Below are 17,066 nucleotides of genomic sequence, written 5' to 3'. Positions count from 1 at the left end.
GAATGCCTGGTAAAAATTTACGGTCGGGTTAGGTTAGGGAATTCCATAGCATTAATATAGCTGTTGTAAAACCATATTATTAATATAATTTTTTACGTATCATCAGCAAACACCTTGTTTTATGATGGCAAAGAAATGACGATTGCCTAAATTAAGGAAATAAGATTGAACCTATTTTATTTCAGCCAGAAAATTGTAGATTTTATACGACTATCCCTATTTGTACTGGCCATCGTAATAATATCAGGGGGTAAGATTTCGCCTTATTCACATTTGTTAGCAGATGTGGAGAAAGGAAGATATGTGTTCACCCTAGCTGGCTGCCAGTCTTGTCATACCGCCGGTTCATCTTCTCCTATAGGGGCGGGTGGAGTTGAGCTTAAAACCCCATTTGGAATATTTTATACGCCGAATATTACCCCGCACCCCAAGCAGGGAATTGGAAATTGGTCAAGGGATCAATTTGCTGACGCTATCAGATATGGCAAAAATAGTGTGGTTGGTTCTTTTTTTCCTAGTTTCCCTTATACTTCTTACACGCAAATGAGCGATGAAGATATTATCTCTTTATATGGGTATATCATGACACTACCCATATCAGAGAACCGGAACCAGCCGCATAATATAGATTTTCCTTTTAATTGGCGCTTTTCAAGTAATTTTTGGCGATTTATGTTTTTCCAACCAGGACCTTATAAATATGATCCCTTGAAAACCGAAGAATGGAATCGGGGTGCATATGTCGTTCGGGCAATTGGACATTGTGCGGAATGCCACTCGCCTAGAAAATTGTTCGGCAATATAGAAAAAGGCCAAGAGTTAAGTGGTAATCCTAAAGATTACGAAGGATCGTTAGTTCCAAATATTACCCCTGATGAGAAAACCGGATTGGGAAAGTGGCAAGAAAGCGATATTATTGCCTTGCTTAAATTCGGCAATTTACCCGACGGTGATGTGGTAGGGGGTAAGATGATGGAATTTGTCATTAATTCCAGTAGTAAACTATCCAATTATGACCTTCAGGCTATTGCTATTTACCTGAAAAGTTTGCCACCCATTTATAATCCTGCAGCCCCTGCAAAGGCACCGGATTTCTAAAAAAAATATACCGTCACCTGTTCATTAAGTTGTGTATTACGTTAAGTCCTTATATAATACTTCATTATTTATAAAACTACCCATGGCTAAAATAGGCTAAAAAATCCTGCCAATATGTTGTTTTTTAAGAAATTAACTACCATAAGAGGTTCAGTTGATACGTTATATATTACCGCCAATCCATCCAAGTGGCTGGGTTTTTATTTTTTTGTTTTTCACTTTAACAGTGTTGTCTTTTTTGCTCTGGATACCTTTAGGGCTTGGTTTTTTATTACTATTTGTTTGGTGTTTATATTTTTTTCGTGATCCCCGTCGAATTATCGATGATAATGACCGAGAAATAGTTGCCCCGGCTGACGGGTTGGTCATAGGGGTTTCCAAAATCTTATTCCCGCCAAAGCTTTTAACCCAAAAACCTTTTGAAGAATGCATAAAAATCAGCATCTTTATGAGCGTATTTAATGTCCATGTAAACCGGATTCCTACGACCGGCGAAGTTATCGCTTTAAAATATCATTCAGGACAATTTTTAAATGCTTCATTTGATAAAGCGAGTGATGCCAACGAACGTCAAGCTATTTGGGTTAAAAGGAATGACGGTCAAGATATTGTATTTGTGCAAGTGGCAGGATTGGTGGCACGACGTATTGTATGCCGCTTGAAGCCAGGACAAAAAGTGATTAAAGGGGCGAAATTTGGTATCATTAAATTCGGCAGCCGTTTAGATATTTATTTACCATTAGGGGTTAAAATCAAAATATTAAAAGGCCAAACAGCGGTTGGTGGTGAAACAGTGCTTGCTGCTGTTAATGAATAAAATAATTGGCGTATAAAAATGTCTAAGAAAAAAAATAATCACATAGCAACCCAACCGCTTCATAAATTAATCCCCAATATGATTACTATCATGGCGCTTTGTGCGGGCTTAACGAGTATTCGTTTTACCTTGCAGGGTCGTTGGGAGGACGCTGTAGCGGCAATTTTTGTGGCCGCAATCCTTGATGGGTTGGACGGCAGGATAGCCCGCTTATTAAAGGCTACCAGCAGATTTGGGGCAGAGCTTGATTCGCTTTCTGATTTTGTGTCTTTCGGGGTTGCTCCGGCAGTTCTTATTTACCAAGCTAGCTTGTTCCAATTACAGGCGATTGGGTGGGCCATTGTTTTGATTTATACGATTTGTTGCGCCTTAAGATTAGCCCGGTTTAACATCAACAGCCAGCTAGGGTATCAGCCAAATTCCTATGACCCGAGATTTTTTACAGGATTGCCTTCGCCTGCTGCAGCCGTGTTAGCCCTTCTCCCAATTATTATCAATTTTGAAATTAAAAAAGAATTTGTTGTTTTCCCTTGGGGATGGGGGATATGGCTAATGGTAGTTGCTATTTTGATGATCAGTCGATTCCCTACTTTATCTTTGAAAAGTTTTCGAATTAAACAAGAATTAATTTCTACGTATCTGCTGATCGGGGGGATGATCACTGCATTAGTGGCAACTTTCCCCTGGCTCGTTATTATTACCTTAGCGCTAGCTTATTTAGCATTTCTTCCTGTGGGTTATCATATGTATCGTCGTGGCCAGAGAGCTAAAGAAAACCCTTTTATTAAAATGCCGAAATCGGAAAATCATCCTTGACCGGAAAGGGAGCAAAAATAAGGTAAATACCTACCTATGCTGAGATTTTTTATGTTGTTGATGTAAGCTTTATTTAATCAGTGTCTCGCTTGGTTTTTTCCAGGCGTTCATGGAGTTCTTGAGCCTCCAAGGTCAAGGTAGCAATCGGCCTGGCTTCTAGCCTTTTAATTCCTATGGGTTCATTCGTTTTTTCACAATAACCGTAGGTTCCATCTTCAATGCGCAGCAAAGCCGCATCAATTTTGGCAATTAGTTTTCTTTCCCGATCCCGTGTTCTTAATTCTCTTGCCACATCCGCTTCATGAACGGCACGGTCTACCAAGTCACTGTCATCTAAGGGCTCTGCTTGCAGATTATTTAAAGTTTCCGCTGTTTCTCTTACCAGGCTGATGCGCCAATCTAAAAGTTTTTTCCGAAAATATTCTAATTGGTTGGGGTTCATAAACGGTTCGTCTTCGGATGGTTTGTAATTTGGCGGTAATTTCTTAGCCATTACGGATCCCCAATATTAAAAAAGTTTAAGTTGGATTATCAAAGTAACCATCAATAAAAATTCAACAAAATCAGAAAATAGCCAAAATCTGACGATGAGCAAGTAAATTTTTATATATTAAATTCCGTCAATAATTCGGATTGCTTTATATTTGTCAAAAATATGTAATAAATTCCTTAAATTTTTTCCATCCCCCTCTTTTAAAAATGGGTCTTTTTGTATCACTAATTTTGCCTGCTGATGGGCGGGTTGAAATAAAATATGGTGGGAATGGATATCGACCAGCTTAAAAACATTGAAACCACTTTGTTGGGTTCCCAATATATCGCCACTACCACGAAGTTTTAAATCTTGCTCAGCAATTTCAAAGCCATCTTGGGTTTTAACCAAAATTTCTAAACGGGATTTAGCTATGGGGGAAAGTGGTTCACGATAGAGCAGTACACAATAGCTCTGGCGCCTATTTCTGCCAACCCTGCCTCTTAATTGATGCAGCTGCGAAAGGCCAAATTTGTCTGCATCATCAATAACCATAATATCAGCTTCGGCTACATCAACCCCAACTTCAATAATTGTGGTAGTTGCTAATATTTGCAAGGTGCCATTCGTAAAATTGTCCAGCACCCGCTGTTTTTCTATGTTTTTTAATTGACCATGAAGCAATCCAACGAGGGGGCCAAAAATTTTTGTAATTGTTCAAAACGCTTCTTAACCGCAACTAGCTGGCTATCAGTTTCATCAATTGAAGGGCAGACCCAAAATATTTTTGATCCTTGTTTAACCATATGTTTCAGCCGATCAACTAATTCGGGCAGCCGTTCATTTCTAATGGCTTTCGTATCAATTGGTAAACGTCCCGCAGGCTTTTCATGCAAGATGCTTACATCAATGTTTCCATAAATCGCCAATGCCAAAGTACGGGGGATGGGTGTGGCAGTCATAACCAAGATATTGGGTTGGTTGCCTTTGCTTCCTAAAATAAGGCGTTGATGAACCCCAAAGCGGTGCTGTTCGTCGATGACAATAAATTCAAGGCTTTTAAACTGGACCTCATTTTCTAATAATGAATGGGTGCCAATCAGTATATGAATTTTTCCTTCCTTCAATTCTTTTAATATAATTTGCCGTTGCTTATTTGCAGTACTGCTGGTGATTAAAGCTACCCGGCATGTTCCATCAGGGGGAAGGATAGCGGCGATTTTTTGATAATGTTGTTGGGCCAATATTTCTGTGGGGGCTAACAGGGCTGATTGATAACCGGCCTCCACAACCATCATCATAGCCATTAACCCGACAATGGTTTTTCCGCTGCCAACATCGCCCTGTAGTAATCTTAAAAGACGTTTCCCGGATAATAAATCTGCCTCAATTTCTTGCACGACTTTCTGTTGGGAACTCGTCATTTGGAAGCCCCATTTTTTAAGGATTAGGGGGCGTAAAGAAGTTTTGGGGAGTAGGGGCGGTTTATAGCCAGTCCTATAATGTTTACGAATCAATTGCATGGCCAGTTGATTCGCTAATATTTCATCGTAAGCTAAACGTTGCCGCACTGAAGAACTTGGATCAATAATTTCCGGATAAGGGGGGAAATGTATTTGTAACAAGGCTTGTTTCCAACTCGGCCACTGTTTTTTAAGAAGAAATTGAGGGTCAATCCATTCAGGAATTTCTGGAATATGGGCCAAAACCGATTGAATAAATTTTTGTAAATTTCTTTGCGATAAGCCTGCCGTTAATGGGTAAACAGCCTCAAATTGGGGTAATTTTTGATAATAATCCAAAGAATTTATTAAACTTGGGTTAACTATTTGATAATGATGTTTGGGGGTTTTCTTAACGCTGCCTACAACGACATATTCTTGGCCTATTTTAAGCCTTTGTTCGACGTGGTCAGCCGGAACATTGAAAAAAACCAGCTCAGCGATACCCGTATTATCATGGCCTAATACTTTCTGGGGCCATTTAAGGTAAGAACGATTTAATATGTGGCGATCAATTTTAATAAAAGTTGCAGCAATGGTATGCTTTTCAGTATCAACCAAATTCCCGATGGGAAGTTTTTCTTTCGTGCCTGTGGGCAAATGATAAAGCAAAGAGATAATTTGATTATTGCCGCATAATTTTTCAATCAAGCTGGCATAGTGGGTGCCAATGCCCATAATGGAGGTATAGGGGGCATAAAGTAAGTTTAAAAAACCCTCAATAGAATTTTTTTCTGTAAAAGGAGTTCCCATCGCGGCAGGTTATTTTTTCTTTTTTATCAATTGTGATCATATGTTATTAATGCTTTAATGATTGTATCCTTCCTTATTCAGATATAAAAGTGATATTTTGACAATAGAGACCATAGAATCAGCCAGTTTATCTTTATATAGAAAAAAACTATACTTCCGCAGCATTCATCGTGGCACTAAAGAAATGGATAAGTTGCTGGGTGAATTTGCCACAAAATACTTATTAAAATTTACCTTTAATCAATTATCCGTTTATGAACAATTGCTGGAATTGAGTGATGATGTTTTATATAGGGGTTTTCTGGATCCAGAAAAATTCTCCACTCTGGTTACCGAAGGGATCGGGGAATTCCTCCAAGAATTTCAATATTCATTTAAATTATCTTAAATTTTTGCAGGTTGATATCCGTGGATATTTAAGAAGTTGAATTTTAAAAAATTATCAATAGTCTTTTGAATAATTTATTGAAGCACCTTTTAATACAAGATATTACTATTAATAATAATTTCATAAAAACAGGTAAGGAGTTGATCGGCATAATGGCTTTACCTCAAGAATGGATGAATATTGCCAAACAACATCGACATGCGGGTCGCTTGGAAGCAGCCGAGGTAGCTTGTAGGCAGGGGTTAGAAGAAAACAGGGATAATACCCAGCTCTTGCATTTGTTAAGCGTCATTTTATACGAAACCCGAAAATTTCCAGAATCCCTGCAAGCAATTGATAAAGCAATCTCAATCAACGGTGGTATCACTTCTTATCATAACAATCGGGCCGTGCTTCTTTATGAAATGGGGCAGATCGGGGAAGCTGAGGCTTCCTTGCGCCGGGCTATTACATTGGATTCCAAGAATGCCAGTGCTTACAATAATTTAGGGAATGCCCAGCGTTTTTTAGGAAAATTAGAAGAAGCAGTGGCAAGTTTTACGCAAGCTTTGCAGATTCAACCTAACCACGTGGATGCACTTAACAATTTAGCGATCAGCTTGCGGGAACTTGGAAAATTGGATGAAGCAGAAGAGGCCTGGCAAAGGGCTCTTCTGCTTTCCCCACAATCTGTTGATATTATTTATAATTTAGGTGTGTTACAATATTCAAGGCAAAAAGTCAGTGAAGCTGAAAACCTTTTCAGGCAGGCCATTGATAACTTACCCACATATCCCCCTCTTTATCGCGGCTTAATCAATTTATTGTTACTAGAAAAACGCTGGAATGAGGCTTTAGTTGTTTTGAAGCAAGCAAATTCTGTGCTACCCCCCAGCCGTGAACTTTCCTATATGAATAGGCAAGTTTATGGTGAAAATGTGGCCAAGGAATTTCTTCATGCAACTTTGGATGACCCTTTATTTGACGCTTATGAAAGTGCTATCCGTAAGGCTGTTACCCCTCGCTCCACTTTAATTGAAATTGGTGATGGGTTGGGGTTGTTTAGCTTAATGGCGGCTAGGGCTGGTATACAACAAGCCTATATTATCGAAAGCAATGAATTGCTGGCAAGCCTCAACCAACAAGTTGTGCGAGCCAATGGCCTGAGCCAGCGGGTAACGGTCATTACCGAAAAATCAATCAACATCACTGTGGGCGATCAACTTTCAGAAGCCGCGGATGTGTTGGTTTATAGCAAGTTTGGCCCAGGGTTGTTGCAGCATGGAACAATTATCACACTGCAGCATGCTAAAACCCATTTGCTGAAACCCGGGGCAAGGGTTATACCGGCCGCTGCTGCCGTATATGCTATATTAGTTGAAACACCCTCTCTGGCAAAAATCAGCCCTGTTAATAATTTACGTGGTTTTGATTATAGCCCGTTTGATTTGACGCGCCCCACCAGTTTTATGAGTTTTGATTATTTACAAGACCAGTATCAAACATTAACTGAGGTCATCTTAGCTTTAGACTTTAATTTTGCCAAGTTTATCCCCTTGCAGGGTAAGAAAGAAACAGCTTTATCGGTTACAAACAATGGTTTGTGTCATGGAGTAGTCTTTTGGTACGACCTTTATTTAGATGATCAAACCGCTTTTTCTCCCGCAAATTTTGCCCAGCAAAGATACTGGAAACAAATGATCCAGTTTTTTGATCAGCCCATTCATGTGACAAAAGGCGATCACATCCCACTACAAGCTTGTTGGGATGAAAATAGGATATATTTTGAATTGTTAAGAAAATAAAACGGTTCATTTTCTTCAACATCTCTTAAATATTTGCAGAGAATATTTTGTTGAAATAGGTTGATAGCGTTATATGCAAATTTATGGTGGGGATAGAACGGTTGTTTACCGACAATTGACGCCGTCCGAAAAAGAAGTAAAAACTTTTTTTGCGGTTGTGCCTGAGGGCATGCGTTCCTTAGTGCTAGCTGAAATTGCCGATTATGTTTATACCCACTCACAATCTGTTTTATTGCATATTGCGAAAAGCCAACTTGAAGCCGATAACATCAAAGAACAATTATCGTTCTATGCCCCCCAACACCAAGTGATATCAATCCCGGAGTGGGATTGCCTTCCTTATGATCGAATCTCACCCAGTCGAGAGGTCATGGCACAAAGAATAGAAGGTTTATCTAAATTATCCCATTTATTACTTAAGGGAACCCAAACCAGTACGATCGTTATCACCACAATAAATAATTTATTACAACGTCTTCCTGTGAAGGAGTTCATTGGTCACTTAACATGTACATTACAGCAAAAACAACAAATCAATATTCAGGAATTTCTTAATCAATTACATGATTGGGGGTTCATGAGGTTGGAAACGGTTACACAACCAGGTGAGTACGCCGTTCGCGGCAGCATTATTGATTTTTTTCCACCTGGACAGCTTAATCCCGTTAGATTGGACTTAGACGATATCATCATCGATCATATTCGTATTTTTGATCCCATAACACAGCGTACTATTGCTGAAATTAAAGATATTACGCTTAAACCTGCGGGAGAAATTTTTCTTAATTCAGGATCAATAGAAAATTTTCGCACCACCTATCGCCAAATTTTTCAAGTAACTGGAAATAATGACCCTCTCTATGAGGCTATCAGTAATAAAAGGCCATATGCTGGGATGGAACATTGGCTGCCATTATTTTATTCAACAATGGCAACAATTTTTGATTATCTGACAAAAAATTGTTTAATGATTTTTGACTCACAAACCTTGGATCTGGCCAAATCCCGGCTAACCACGATTACTGATTATTATCAGGCACGTTCCCAACCGGTTCGTTGGCAAGGACAGACTGTTTACCATCCTTTGCCACCCAATTATTTATATTTGGCTGAGGAAGAATTAGAACCGTTAAGCGATAATTTTCTTAAGCTGTGTTTTACCCCGTTTACCAAGGTATCTGCTGAAAATTCAATTGCAAAAAACAATCATTTACCAGATTTTGGCCAAAACAACTTGTTGTCTTGGTTAAAGGCTAAAGTCGGGATCGATTACAACATTTTAACCCAGTATATCCATGAGCAAAGAAATAAAGGCAAAAGAATTTTAATTGCCGGTTATACCTTGGGTAGTGTGCATCGATTGGAATTGATGTTAAAAGAACATGGATTTGTAGAAGTTGCTCAAATCAACCATTGGGATGACCTTGTTAAACTTCCAGAAAAATTTATTGCCATTACACAATTACCTATTGAAAAAGGATTTTTAACAGAAAATCTTTGTGTATTAAGTGAGCAAGATATTTTAGGGGAAAGAATTGTTCGCCCCTCCGTTGCCAGAAAAAGAAAAACCCAGGATCTACTATTAACCTTATCGCGATTTTCCATAGGTGATTTTTTAGTTCACCAAGAATATGGAATTGGCCGCTATGAAGGAATGGAAATCGTTCATGTGGGGAATGCGCCGCATGATTGCGTCAAACTTATGTATGATGGGAATGACAAGTTATTTGTTCCGGTTGAAAATATTGATCTTTTATCGCGCCATAGCTCAGGCGATTTGCCTGTTTCTTTGGATAAATTAGGTGGCGTTTCCTGGCAGAACCGTAAAGCAAAAATCCGCAACCTTATTCAAGATATTGCGGATGACTTGATTAAAACGGCGGCAGCCAGGGAAATAAAAGAAGGGCATGAAATTGTCGCTGACAACACTTATCAAGAATTTACTAAACGCTTTCCTTATGTAGAAACGGATGACCAAGAAAAAGCCATTGCCGATGTTCTGGCTGATTTGGCACGTGGCCATCCCATGGATAGGTTGATTTGCGGCGATGTGGGTTTTGGTAAAACTGAAATTGCTTTACGGGCCGCTTTTGTAGCTGCCTCAAAGGGTTTTCAGGTGGCTGTTCTAACGCCCACGACCCTTTTATGCCGTCAACATTATGAAACTTTCCAGCGGCGGTTCGCAGGGTTTCCTTTCCATATTGCTATGTTGTCTAGATTTAATAAAGCCAATGAAGCTATCGAGATTAAGAAGCGAGCGGAAGAAGGTAAAATTGATATCCTCATTGGCACGCATGCGCTATTGGCAGAAAGCATGCGTTTCAAAAATCTAGGATTATTGATCGTTGATGAAGAACAACATTTTGGCGTTGTTCAAAAAGAAAAAATCAAAAAAATTCAAGAAGATGTTCATATTCTTACCTTAACGGCCACGCCTATTCCTCGCACGTTACAGATGTCCATGGCCGATATTAAGCAAATGAGCCTGATTGCAACTCCCCCGATTGACCGGTTGCCGGTTAAAACACTCATTACCCCCTATGACCCTATTGTTTTACGAGAAGCGATGCTGCAGGAATTTTATCGTGGGGGGCAAATTTTCTATGTGTGTCCAAGAATTGAAGATTTGGGAGAAGTTTCCGAAGAATTAGCCGAATTGATGCCGGAATTAAAACATATTGTTATTCATGGCCAAATGCGAACTTCCGAATTGGAAAAGGCCATGATGGCATTTTATGACCGTTCTTACCAGTTATTACTGTCAACGAATATTATCGAATCAGGGTTGGACATTCCATCTGCCAACACTATTATTATCCACCGTGCGGATATGTTCGGTTTAGCGCAACTCTATCAATTGCGGGGTAGGGTGGGGCGCAGTAAAGTTCGCGGATATGCTTATTTAACTGTTAAGCCCAATCAGCAAGTCACCCCCGCTGCCCAAAAACGTTTGGAAGTCATGCAAAGTTTGGAAACATTAGGTTCAGGGTTTACTTTGGCCAGTTATGACCTGGATATTCGCGGCTCAGGTAATTTAATTGGGTCGGAACAATCAGGTCATATTCGGGAGGTTGGCATAGAACTTTACCAACAAATGTTGGCGGAAGCTGTTGAACGGGGTAAGAAAGGAGCCAAAGATAAAAAAATGATCCCAGATAACGGGCAACCTCAAATTAACTTGGGTGTTGCGGTGTTAATTCCTGAAATTTATGTTCAGGACTTGGGAATCAGGTTGGATCTTTATCGGCGGATTGCTTCCTTGGCATCAAAAGAAGAGATTGAGGCTTTTGCCGTGGAATTAGAAGACCGTTTTGGGGCTATCCCTCAAGAATTAGAAAACCTATTCACTGTCATCACTTTAAAAAGATCATGTAAAATTTTAGGCATTAAAAAAGTAGATGTAGGGCAAAAAGGTATTGTTTTATTGTTCTATCCGGAAGCGATTAAAAACCCTCAACCTTTGGTGTCGTTGGTTAGTCAATATCCTGGCCAATTCAGTCTTAAACCCGACAATCGTTTTATTTATCATACGGTTATTGACAAAGATCAACAACGTATCCAAAAAACGAAAAAACTGCTGGAACAATTACAAACCTTATCCCTGGTATAATTCAGATTCTTAGCTTTGAATCCAAACAATGGATTTTTAATTTTGTTTTAGAAAACGCCACTTCTTTACGTGCAACAAAAAAGAAAATGTACGGCACAAGTTTTGTTAATTGGAGGCCCGGGCCGGAATCGAACCGACATTGAAGGATTTGCAGTCCTCTGCATGACCATTCTGCCACCGGGCCAATTGAATAATCTACCTCATGCTTTTATAATTAACTGAAGATGTTGTAAATAAATTTTTATCATTTCTGGCCTTTAAAGTTTTAAAGGCATGGGAATAGAAAAAGCTATTAGCTTTCCTTAAGAAATTAAGATATAGGAATAAGGGAATATAAAATTCAGTTTTTTATTTTCTGGTGATAGGTTAAAAAATCTCTTTCAGCGAAACTTTTGTTAATTTAAAGCTAGGTAATAAATTAGGTATCTGGCGGGTAGAGGCAAAATTGGTGGCGAATATTAATTATGAGTTTGCAAGACGTAATATGGTAACAAATCAATTGCGTCCTAATAAAATTCAGGATGAACGGCTTTTGGATCGGGTTTTGGAAGTTCCAAGGGAGATGTTTTTACCAAAAGACGATCGTTGGAAAGCCTATATAGATCAATATGTATCTTTAGGAAACGATCGGTATTTATTTCAACCAATTGCAGTTGCACAGTTACTGCAATTGGCCAAGATCCGAGATATTGATCGGGTATTATTGATTGGGTGTGGGTCGGGTTATATGAGTGCTATAGCGGCAGGGCTTGCCAGTCAGGTTTATGCAATTGATGATGTTGATTCTTTTTGCGTGGAAGCCGCCCAAAATATGAAGGCTTTAGGACTTCAAAATGTTACCATCAAACATGCTAATTTAAAAACAGGTTATGCCAATGCTGCCCCTTTTGATTGTATAATTGTCGAAGGTGCTGTTGAAATATTGCCACCGTCTTTTTTGGAGCAATTAAGTGATGGCGGTCGCATTGTTTATGTAGAATATGTAAAGCCATTTTTAGGGAAGGCTAAAATTATTTCTAAATTAGATAATAACCATATGACCACAGATGCTTTTGATTTAACGTTGCCTTTATTGAAGGCTTTCCAAGTCCATAAATCTTTTGTTTTTTAATTCTTTTCTGTATAATTTTGGTAACATAGGAGTTTGAGGAATGCAATTTTTGACCTTAAAAAAGGGGAAGCTTCTTTTATCCATACCATCGAAAATAAATAAGACGATTCCTAGCTTAATTACCGCTTTTCTACTAACCAACCTATATAGCCATGTTTCTAGCGGACAGACGCTTAATGAGGCCTTAACGCAAGCGTATCTTAATAACCCTGTGCTAGCGGCTGCCCGTTCTGAACTGCAAGCGGTTAATCAGAAAATTCCCCAAGCCTTATCCGGATGGCAGCCAAATATTGCAGTGACAGGTTCAATCGGGCGAGGGTATCAAGTTATTGATAGTGCAATTGGCAATTCGAGTAAAATCAACACTTATCCTTGGCAAGCTGAAATAACTGTTGTGCAGCCATTATATCGCGGCGGTCGAACAATTGCGGCTACCAAACAGGCAAAAAATCTGGTTTCTGCCCAACAAGCTAGTTTCAGATCCACAGAACAGAATATTTTGTTGGAAACGGTAAGGGCTTATATGGATGTCGTTCGTGACCAGGCCATTTTGAGCTTAACAAAAAGCAATGAACAAGTGATTGGTCGGCAATTGTCGGCCTCGCAAGATCGCTTTAGGGTAGGGGAAATAACCAGAACTGACGTTGCTCTCTCTGAATCAAGGCTGTCTGGTGCAACCGCTCAAAGGATTAGGGCGGAAGGCAATCTCGCTATTTCTAAAGCTGCTTTTGTTCGTGTCGTTGGGGTGGATCCAAAGAATTTGCGGTCTCCCTTGGCACCTGCCAATTTACCGAAAACCCAGGAAGAACTATTGCAGGCTGCTGCAAACAATCCCGCAGTGTTGTTATCTGCTTACCTTGAGAAAGCAGCTAGGGATGGCATTGATTTATCTTTTGGTGAATTGTTGCCAACTGTTTCCTTAATTGGATCCTATTCAATGGAAGAAAATAATTTTCGTCATGATAACCGTAACACCCGCCTGAAAACAGGTACGATTATGGCCCAAATATCTATTCCTTTATATCAAGCGGGATTGCCAGAGTCGCGTTTGCGAGAGTCAAAATTGATTGCTAACCAACGCCAGCAGGAATTACGTGCACAACAAGAATTTACCATCCAAAGCGCCATTAGTTCTTGGCAAGAACTTATATCTGTTCGCGCGCAAGCTAAGGCCTATGAATCGCAAGTGCACGCTTCTAAAATTGCTTTGGAAGGCATTCGGCAAGAAGCTGCGGTCGGCTCACGCACCTTATTAGATTCTTTGGACGCTGAGCAAGAATATCTTGATGCTCAAGTTTCCTTGGTAATTACGAAAAGGGATGAAATTGTTGCCTCTTATAGTGTCTTGGCAGCTATTGGTAAACTAAGTTTAGATGACCTTTCGCTGCCGATAAAATAGGCTTTCGTTATAAAATAAATAGCAATCATTTCTTGTATTTTTGTAGTTAACAATGACTGATAAAAAAGATGAAAAACCAGAGATATCGATGTCAGAAATATTGGCCTCTATTCGCCAGATGGTCGCTAAAGAAGTGGTCTCCCAAAAGCAAAATGCGGATAACTTAAGGGGTGCAAACATTAAGGAATCCCCCCCCAGTTCTGTGGGGCAACCTTTGAAAGAACCTGATAACCATTCGCAATCGCCAAAAGATTTGGATGATGATGATGAATTATTGATGTTATCTGAGCGCGACATTATTTTTAAGGAGCCAGCGGAAACCTTCAATCAATCACCACATATACCTGCAACGCAAGCATCGCAAAATACCCGAAGTTCACCGGATTTATTATTGGATCAATCAACTATTAAACAAGCAATGGGAACGATTGACCGGTTGCAGAAAATAAAAACCGAGGGAAAAAATCCCTCGATGACAATTAACGACTTAGCGCAAGAAGCTTTAAAACCATTGTTACGAGAATGGTTAAATAAGAATTTGACGCCAATCGTTGAGAAACTTGTTGAGCGCGAAATTCAAATATTAACCAAAGAACATAAGCAAAAATAGAAAATCGATGATTATTGATAAGCACTTTTTACCGAAAGATAGTGAAAGTCGTCAGTACAAAATTTGGGCTGATTCCTTGTGTTTTAAAACCGGAAAAAATAAGAACCTTCCCCCTTACACCATTATGATGCCACCACCCAATGTCACGGGTCGTCTTCATATGGGGCATGCGCTAACTTTTACGCTTCAGGATATTTTAATCCGTTACCACCGCATGAGGGGGTTTGATGTTTTATGGCAAGCAGGTACTGACCATGCGGGCATTGCAACGCAGATGGTGGTTGAACGGCAGCTTGAGGAAAAACAACAATCAAGACGCGAGATGGGGCGCGACCAATTTTTAAAAAAAATTTGGGAATGGAAAGAACATTCTGGCGGAATGATAGTTGATCAATTAAAGCGTTTGGGGGCTTCAGCCGATTGGTCGCGTGAACGGTTCACCATGGATCAAGGGCTAAGTGAAGCTGTTACGAAGGTATTTGTCACCCTTTATCACGATGGATTAATCTACCGAGATAAAAGGCTGGTTAATTGGGATCCTAAATTACAAACAGCGGTTTCTGACCTTGAGGTCATTAATAAAGAAACCAAGGGGAAATTATATTTTATACGCTATCCTTATCTCAATGACACTACCCAATATATTGTGGTGGCAACGACGCGCCCAGAAACCCTTTTTGGTGATGTGGCAGTGGCGATTAACCCAGATGATAAACGCTATCGCAAAAGCGTGGGTCAACTGCTTAAATTGCCTTTAACCGACCGCCATATACCTATTATTGCCGATGCCTATAGTGACCCTAAAAAAGGTTCCGGTGCTGTCAAAATCACCCCTGCCCATGATTTTAACGATTTTGAGGTTGGGCAACGCCATAAATTACAGCCAATCAATATTTTTAACGAACAAGCCATTTTGAATGACCAAGTCCCTCAGAAATTTATAGGATTATCCCGTGAGAAAGCCAGGGATTTGGTTTTAAAGGAACTGGAGCAATTAGGGTTGTTGGATCATGTGGAAGACCATGGCTTGATGATACCCGTGGGGGATCGTTCCGGGGTGATTATTGAACCACGCTTAACTGATCAATGGTATGTGGATGCCAAAAAATTGGTCCAACCTGCTATTGATGCAGTTAAGAAAGGCCAAATTGTTTTTGTGCCACAGCATTGGGAAAAAGTTTATTTTGAATGGCTGGAAAATATCCAACCCTGGTGTATTTCCAGACAATTATGGTGGGGCCATCAAATTCCGGTTTGGTATGGACCGGATAAAAAGATATTTGTTGCAGAAGCGGAAGATCAGGCGAAAAAGCTTGCCTTTAACCATTATAAAAAGAATGTTTCTCTAAAGCGTGATGAAGATGTGTTAGACACCTGGTTTTCGTCTGCTTTATGGCCGTTTTCAACGTTGGGGTGGCCAGAAGAAACAGCTGATTTAAAGCGGTATTACCCCACCGACGTTTTGGTTACGGGTTTTGATATCATTTTCTTTTGGGTAGCCCGCATGGTGATGATGGGTCTGTATTTTATGAAAGAAGTACCCTTTAAAACCGTTTACATTAATGCTTTGGTGCGGGATCAGCATGGCCAAAAAATGTCTAAAACCAAGGGAAATATCATCGATCCAATTGATTTGATTGATAAATACGGAACGGATGCTTTGCGTTTTGCTTTGGCTTCGCAAGCAGTGCCAGGCCAAGATATTAAATTATCGGAAGAACGGGTTGAAGGACACCGTAATTTTGTTACCAAGATTTGGAATGCGGCCAGGTTCTGCCAAATGAATGAATGTGCCTATGACGCAGTGGTTAATGTTGAGTCGGTTCAATCACCCATCAATCAGTGGGTTTTGTCCCATTTATCAACCGTTATTAAGCAAATGACCGAAGCCTTAAACGGTTATCGTTTTCACGACGCTGCCCAAATATTATATCAATTCGTTTGGAGCCGCTTTTGCGATTGGTATTTGGAACTTGCCAAACCCATGTTAATGGATGTTCAGCCTCACATTCAGCAAGAAACTCGTAAAACGGTGGCATGGGTCTTTAACCATATTTTAAGATTGCTCCATCCATCCATGCCGTTTGTCACAGAAGAACTTTGGCAACATTTTTCAAATGGCAAACAATTGCTTATTTCTGCCAAATGGCCAGAGCAGTTGAAATTAAAGAGTGACGCGCAAGCAATTGAAGATGTCGATTTCATCATTGATTTAATTGCCCATATCCGCTCGATACGCACAGAAATGAACGTGCCAGCAGCAGCCACTCTGGCCATCAGTGTGTTGTTAGCCGATGTCAAGCAATGGCAACGTTTAGATAGTTACATACCCATTATTAAACGGTTGGCCAGGGTCGAAAAAATTGAACGGGTAACAAAGCCCCTTAATGAACGCCAGGTAAGCCATAGTGTATTGGGTGATGTAAGTGTTTTCATACATTTGCAAGGGGTATTGGATATCCAGGCGGAAAGCAGCCGTCTGTCAAAAGAATCTATACGCAATGGCCAAGACATAGAAAAATTAACAGGCAAATTGGCTAATGAGCAATTTTTAGCAAAAGCTGATGAGGATGTTGTAACAGAGGTTAAGGAAAAACTATCTGCAGCCGAAGAAAAACAAAAAAAGATTCTTCAGGCATTGCAACGTATCCAGAATTTAGTTTCGTAGAGTTCTGTTTATTATAAACTACCTTGTTATATTGCATA

General features: G+C 39.9%; 13 protein-coding genes and 1 tRNA gene. 10 read left to right on the top strand and 4 right to left on the bottom strand.

What is annotated here, in order from left to right:
• Positions 1 to 165 precede the first annotated feature (165 nt).
• From IPP67_01405 to pssA, 3 genes are all read left to right on the top strand, one after another.
• Positions 166 to 1,098 carry a cytochrome c gene (locus IPP67_01405; GenBank protein ID MBL0337860.1) on the top strand — a complete coding sequence of 311 codons (933 nt, stop codon included), beginning with the start codon at positions 166 to 168 and terminating at the stop codon, positions 1,096 to 1,098.
• A 154-nt stretch (positions 1,099 to 1,252) separates the two neighbouring features.
• On the top strand, positions 1,253 to 1,915 hold the full coding sequence (locus tag IPP67_01400; protein MBL0337859.1) for a phosphatidylserine decarboxylase: 663 nt from the start codon (positions 1,253 to 1,255) through the stop codon (positions 1,913 to 1,915).
• 18 nt (positions 1,916 to 1,933) lie between these two features.
• Positions 1,934 to 2,731 carry a CDP-diacylglycerol--serine O-phosphatidyltransferase gene (gene pssA / locus IPP67_01395; protein ID MBL0337858.1) on the top strand — a complete coding sequence of 266 codons (798 nt, stop codon included), beginning with the start codon at positions 1,934 to 1,936 and terminating at the stop codon, positions 2,729 to 2,731.
• A 73-nt stretch (positions 2,732 to 2,804) separates the two neighbouring features.
• On the opposite strand, the gene dksA is transcribed toward pssA, so the two are convergent.
• The 3 genes from dksA to IPP67_01380 form a co-directional block, all read right to left on the bottom strand.
• Positions 2,805 to 3,224 carry an RNA polymerase-binding protein DksA gene (gene dksA / locus IPP67_01390; protein MBL0337857.1) on the bottom strand — a complete coding sequence of 140 codons (420 nt, stop codon included), beginning with the start codon at positions 3,222 to 3,224 and terminating at the stop codon, positions 2,805 to 2,807.
• Between the two features lie 117 nt (positions 3,225 to 3,341).
• Positions 3,342 to 3,887, bottom strand: coding sequence for a hypothetical protein (locus tag IPP67_01385; protein ID MBL0337856.1), 546 nt, complete (start codon positions 3,885 to 3,887; stop codon positions 3,342 to 3,344).
• Positions 3,869 to 5,458, bottom strand: a complete 1,590-nt coding sequence (locus IPP67_01380) for a DEAD/DEAH box helicase (GenBank protein ID MBL0337855.1) — start codon at positions 5,456 to 5,458, stop codon at positions 3,869 to 3,871. The genes IPP67_01385 and IPP67_01380 overlap by 19 nt, the downstream gene beginning before the upstream one ends.
• A gap of 97 nt (positions 5,459 to 5,555) precedes the next feature.
• Here IPP67_01380 and IPP67_01375 point away from each other — a divergent pair, with 97 nt between their 5' ends.
• From IPP67_01375 to mfd, 3 genes are all read left to right on the top strand, one after another.
• Entirely contained in the window at positions 5,556 to 5,846 is a 291-nt protein-coding gene (locus IPP67_01375) for a succinate dehydrogenase assembly factor 2 (GenBank protein MBL0337854.1), read from the top strand.
• Between the two features lie 152 nt (positions 5,847 to 5,998).
• Complete coding sequence (locus IPP67_01370; protein MBL0337853.1) at positions 5,999 to 7,630, top strand: tetratricopeptide repeat protein; 1,632 nt, start codon at positions 5,999 to 6,001, stop codon at positions 7,628 to 7,630.
• 73 nt (positions 7,631 to 7,703) lie between these two features.
• Positions 7,704 to 11,240 carry a transcription-repair coupling factor gene (gene mfd / locus IPP67_01365; protein MBL0337852.1) on the top strand — a complete coding sequence of 1,179 codons (3,537 nt, stop codon included), beginning with the start codon at positions 7,704 to 7,706 and terminating at the stop codon, positions 11,238 to 11,240.
• A gap of 110 nt (positions 11,241 to 11,350) precedes the next feature.
• Here the strand turns inward: mfd and IPP67_01360 are convergent.
• Positions 11,351 to 11,424 (bottom strand) — tRNA-Cys (locus IPP67_01360).
• 264 nt (positions 11,425 to 11,688) lie between these two features.
• Here IPP67_01360 and IPP67_01355 point away from each other — a divergent pair.
• Genes IPP67_01355 through IPP67_01340 form a run of 4 tightly spaced genes read left to right on the top strand, consistent with a single transcriptional unit; the run spans position 11,689 to position 17,028 of the window.
• Entirely contained in the window at positions 11,689 to 12,351 is a 663-nt protein-coding gene (locus tag IPP67_01355; protein MBL0337851.1) for a protein-L-isoaspartate O-methyltransferase, read from the top strand.
• Positions 12,352 to 12,391: 40 nt separating this feature from the next.
• A complete protein-coding gene (locus IPP67_01350) occupies positions 12,392 to 13,750 on the top strand; it encodes a TolC family outer membrane protein (GenBank protein MBL0337850.1) in 1,359 nt (452 codons plus the stop codon).
• A 52-nt stretch (positions 13,751 to 13,802) separates the two neighbouring features.
• Positions 13,803 to 14,360 (top strand): DUF2497 domain-containing protein, encoded by a 558-nt coding sequence (locus tag IPP67_01345; protein MBL0337849.1) that lies wholly within the window; start codon positions 13,803 to 13,805, stop codon positions 14,358 to 14,360.
• Between the two features lie 10 nt (positions 14,361 to 14,370).
• Positions 14,371 to 17,028 (top strand): valine--tRNA ligase, encoded by a 2,658-nt coding sequence (locus IPP67_01340; protein ID MBL0337848.1) that lies wholly within the window; start codon positions 14,371 to 14,373, stop codon positions 17,026 to 17,028.
• Positions 17,029 to 17,066: the final 38 nt, after the last annotated feature.

The sequence above is a fragment of the Rhodospirillaceae bacterium genome (assembly GCA_016722635.1).
Classification (GTDB): Bacteria; Pseudomonadota; Alphaproteobacteria; order JAEUKQ01; family JAEUKQ01; genus JAEUKQ01.
This window is presented reverse-complemented; position numbering and strand designations above follow the sequence as displayed.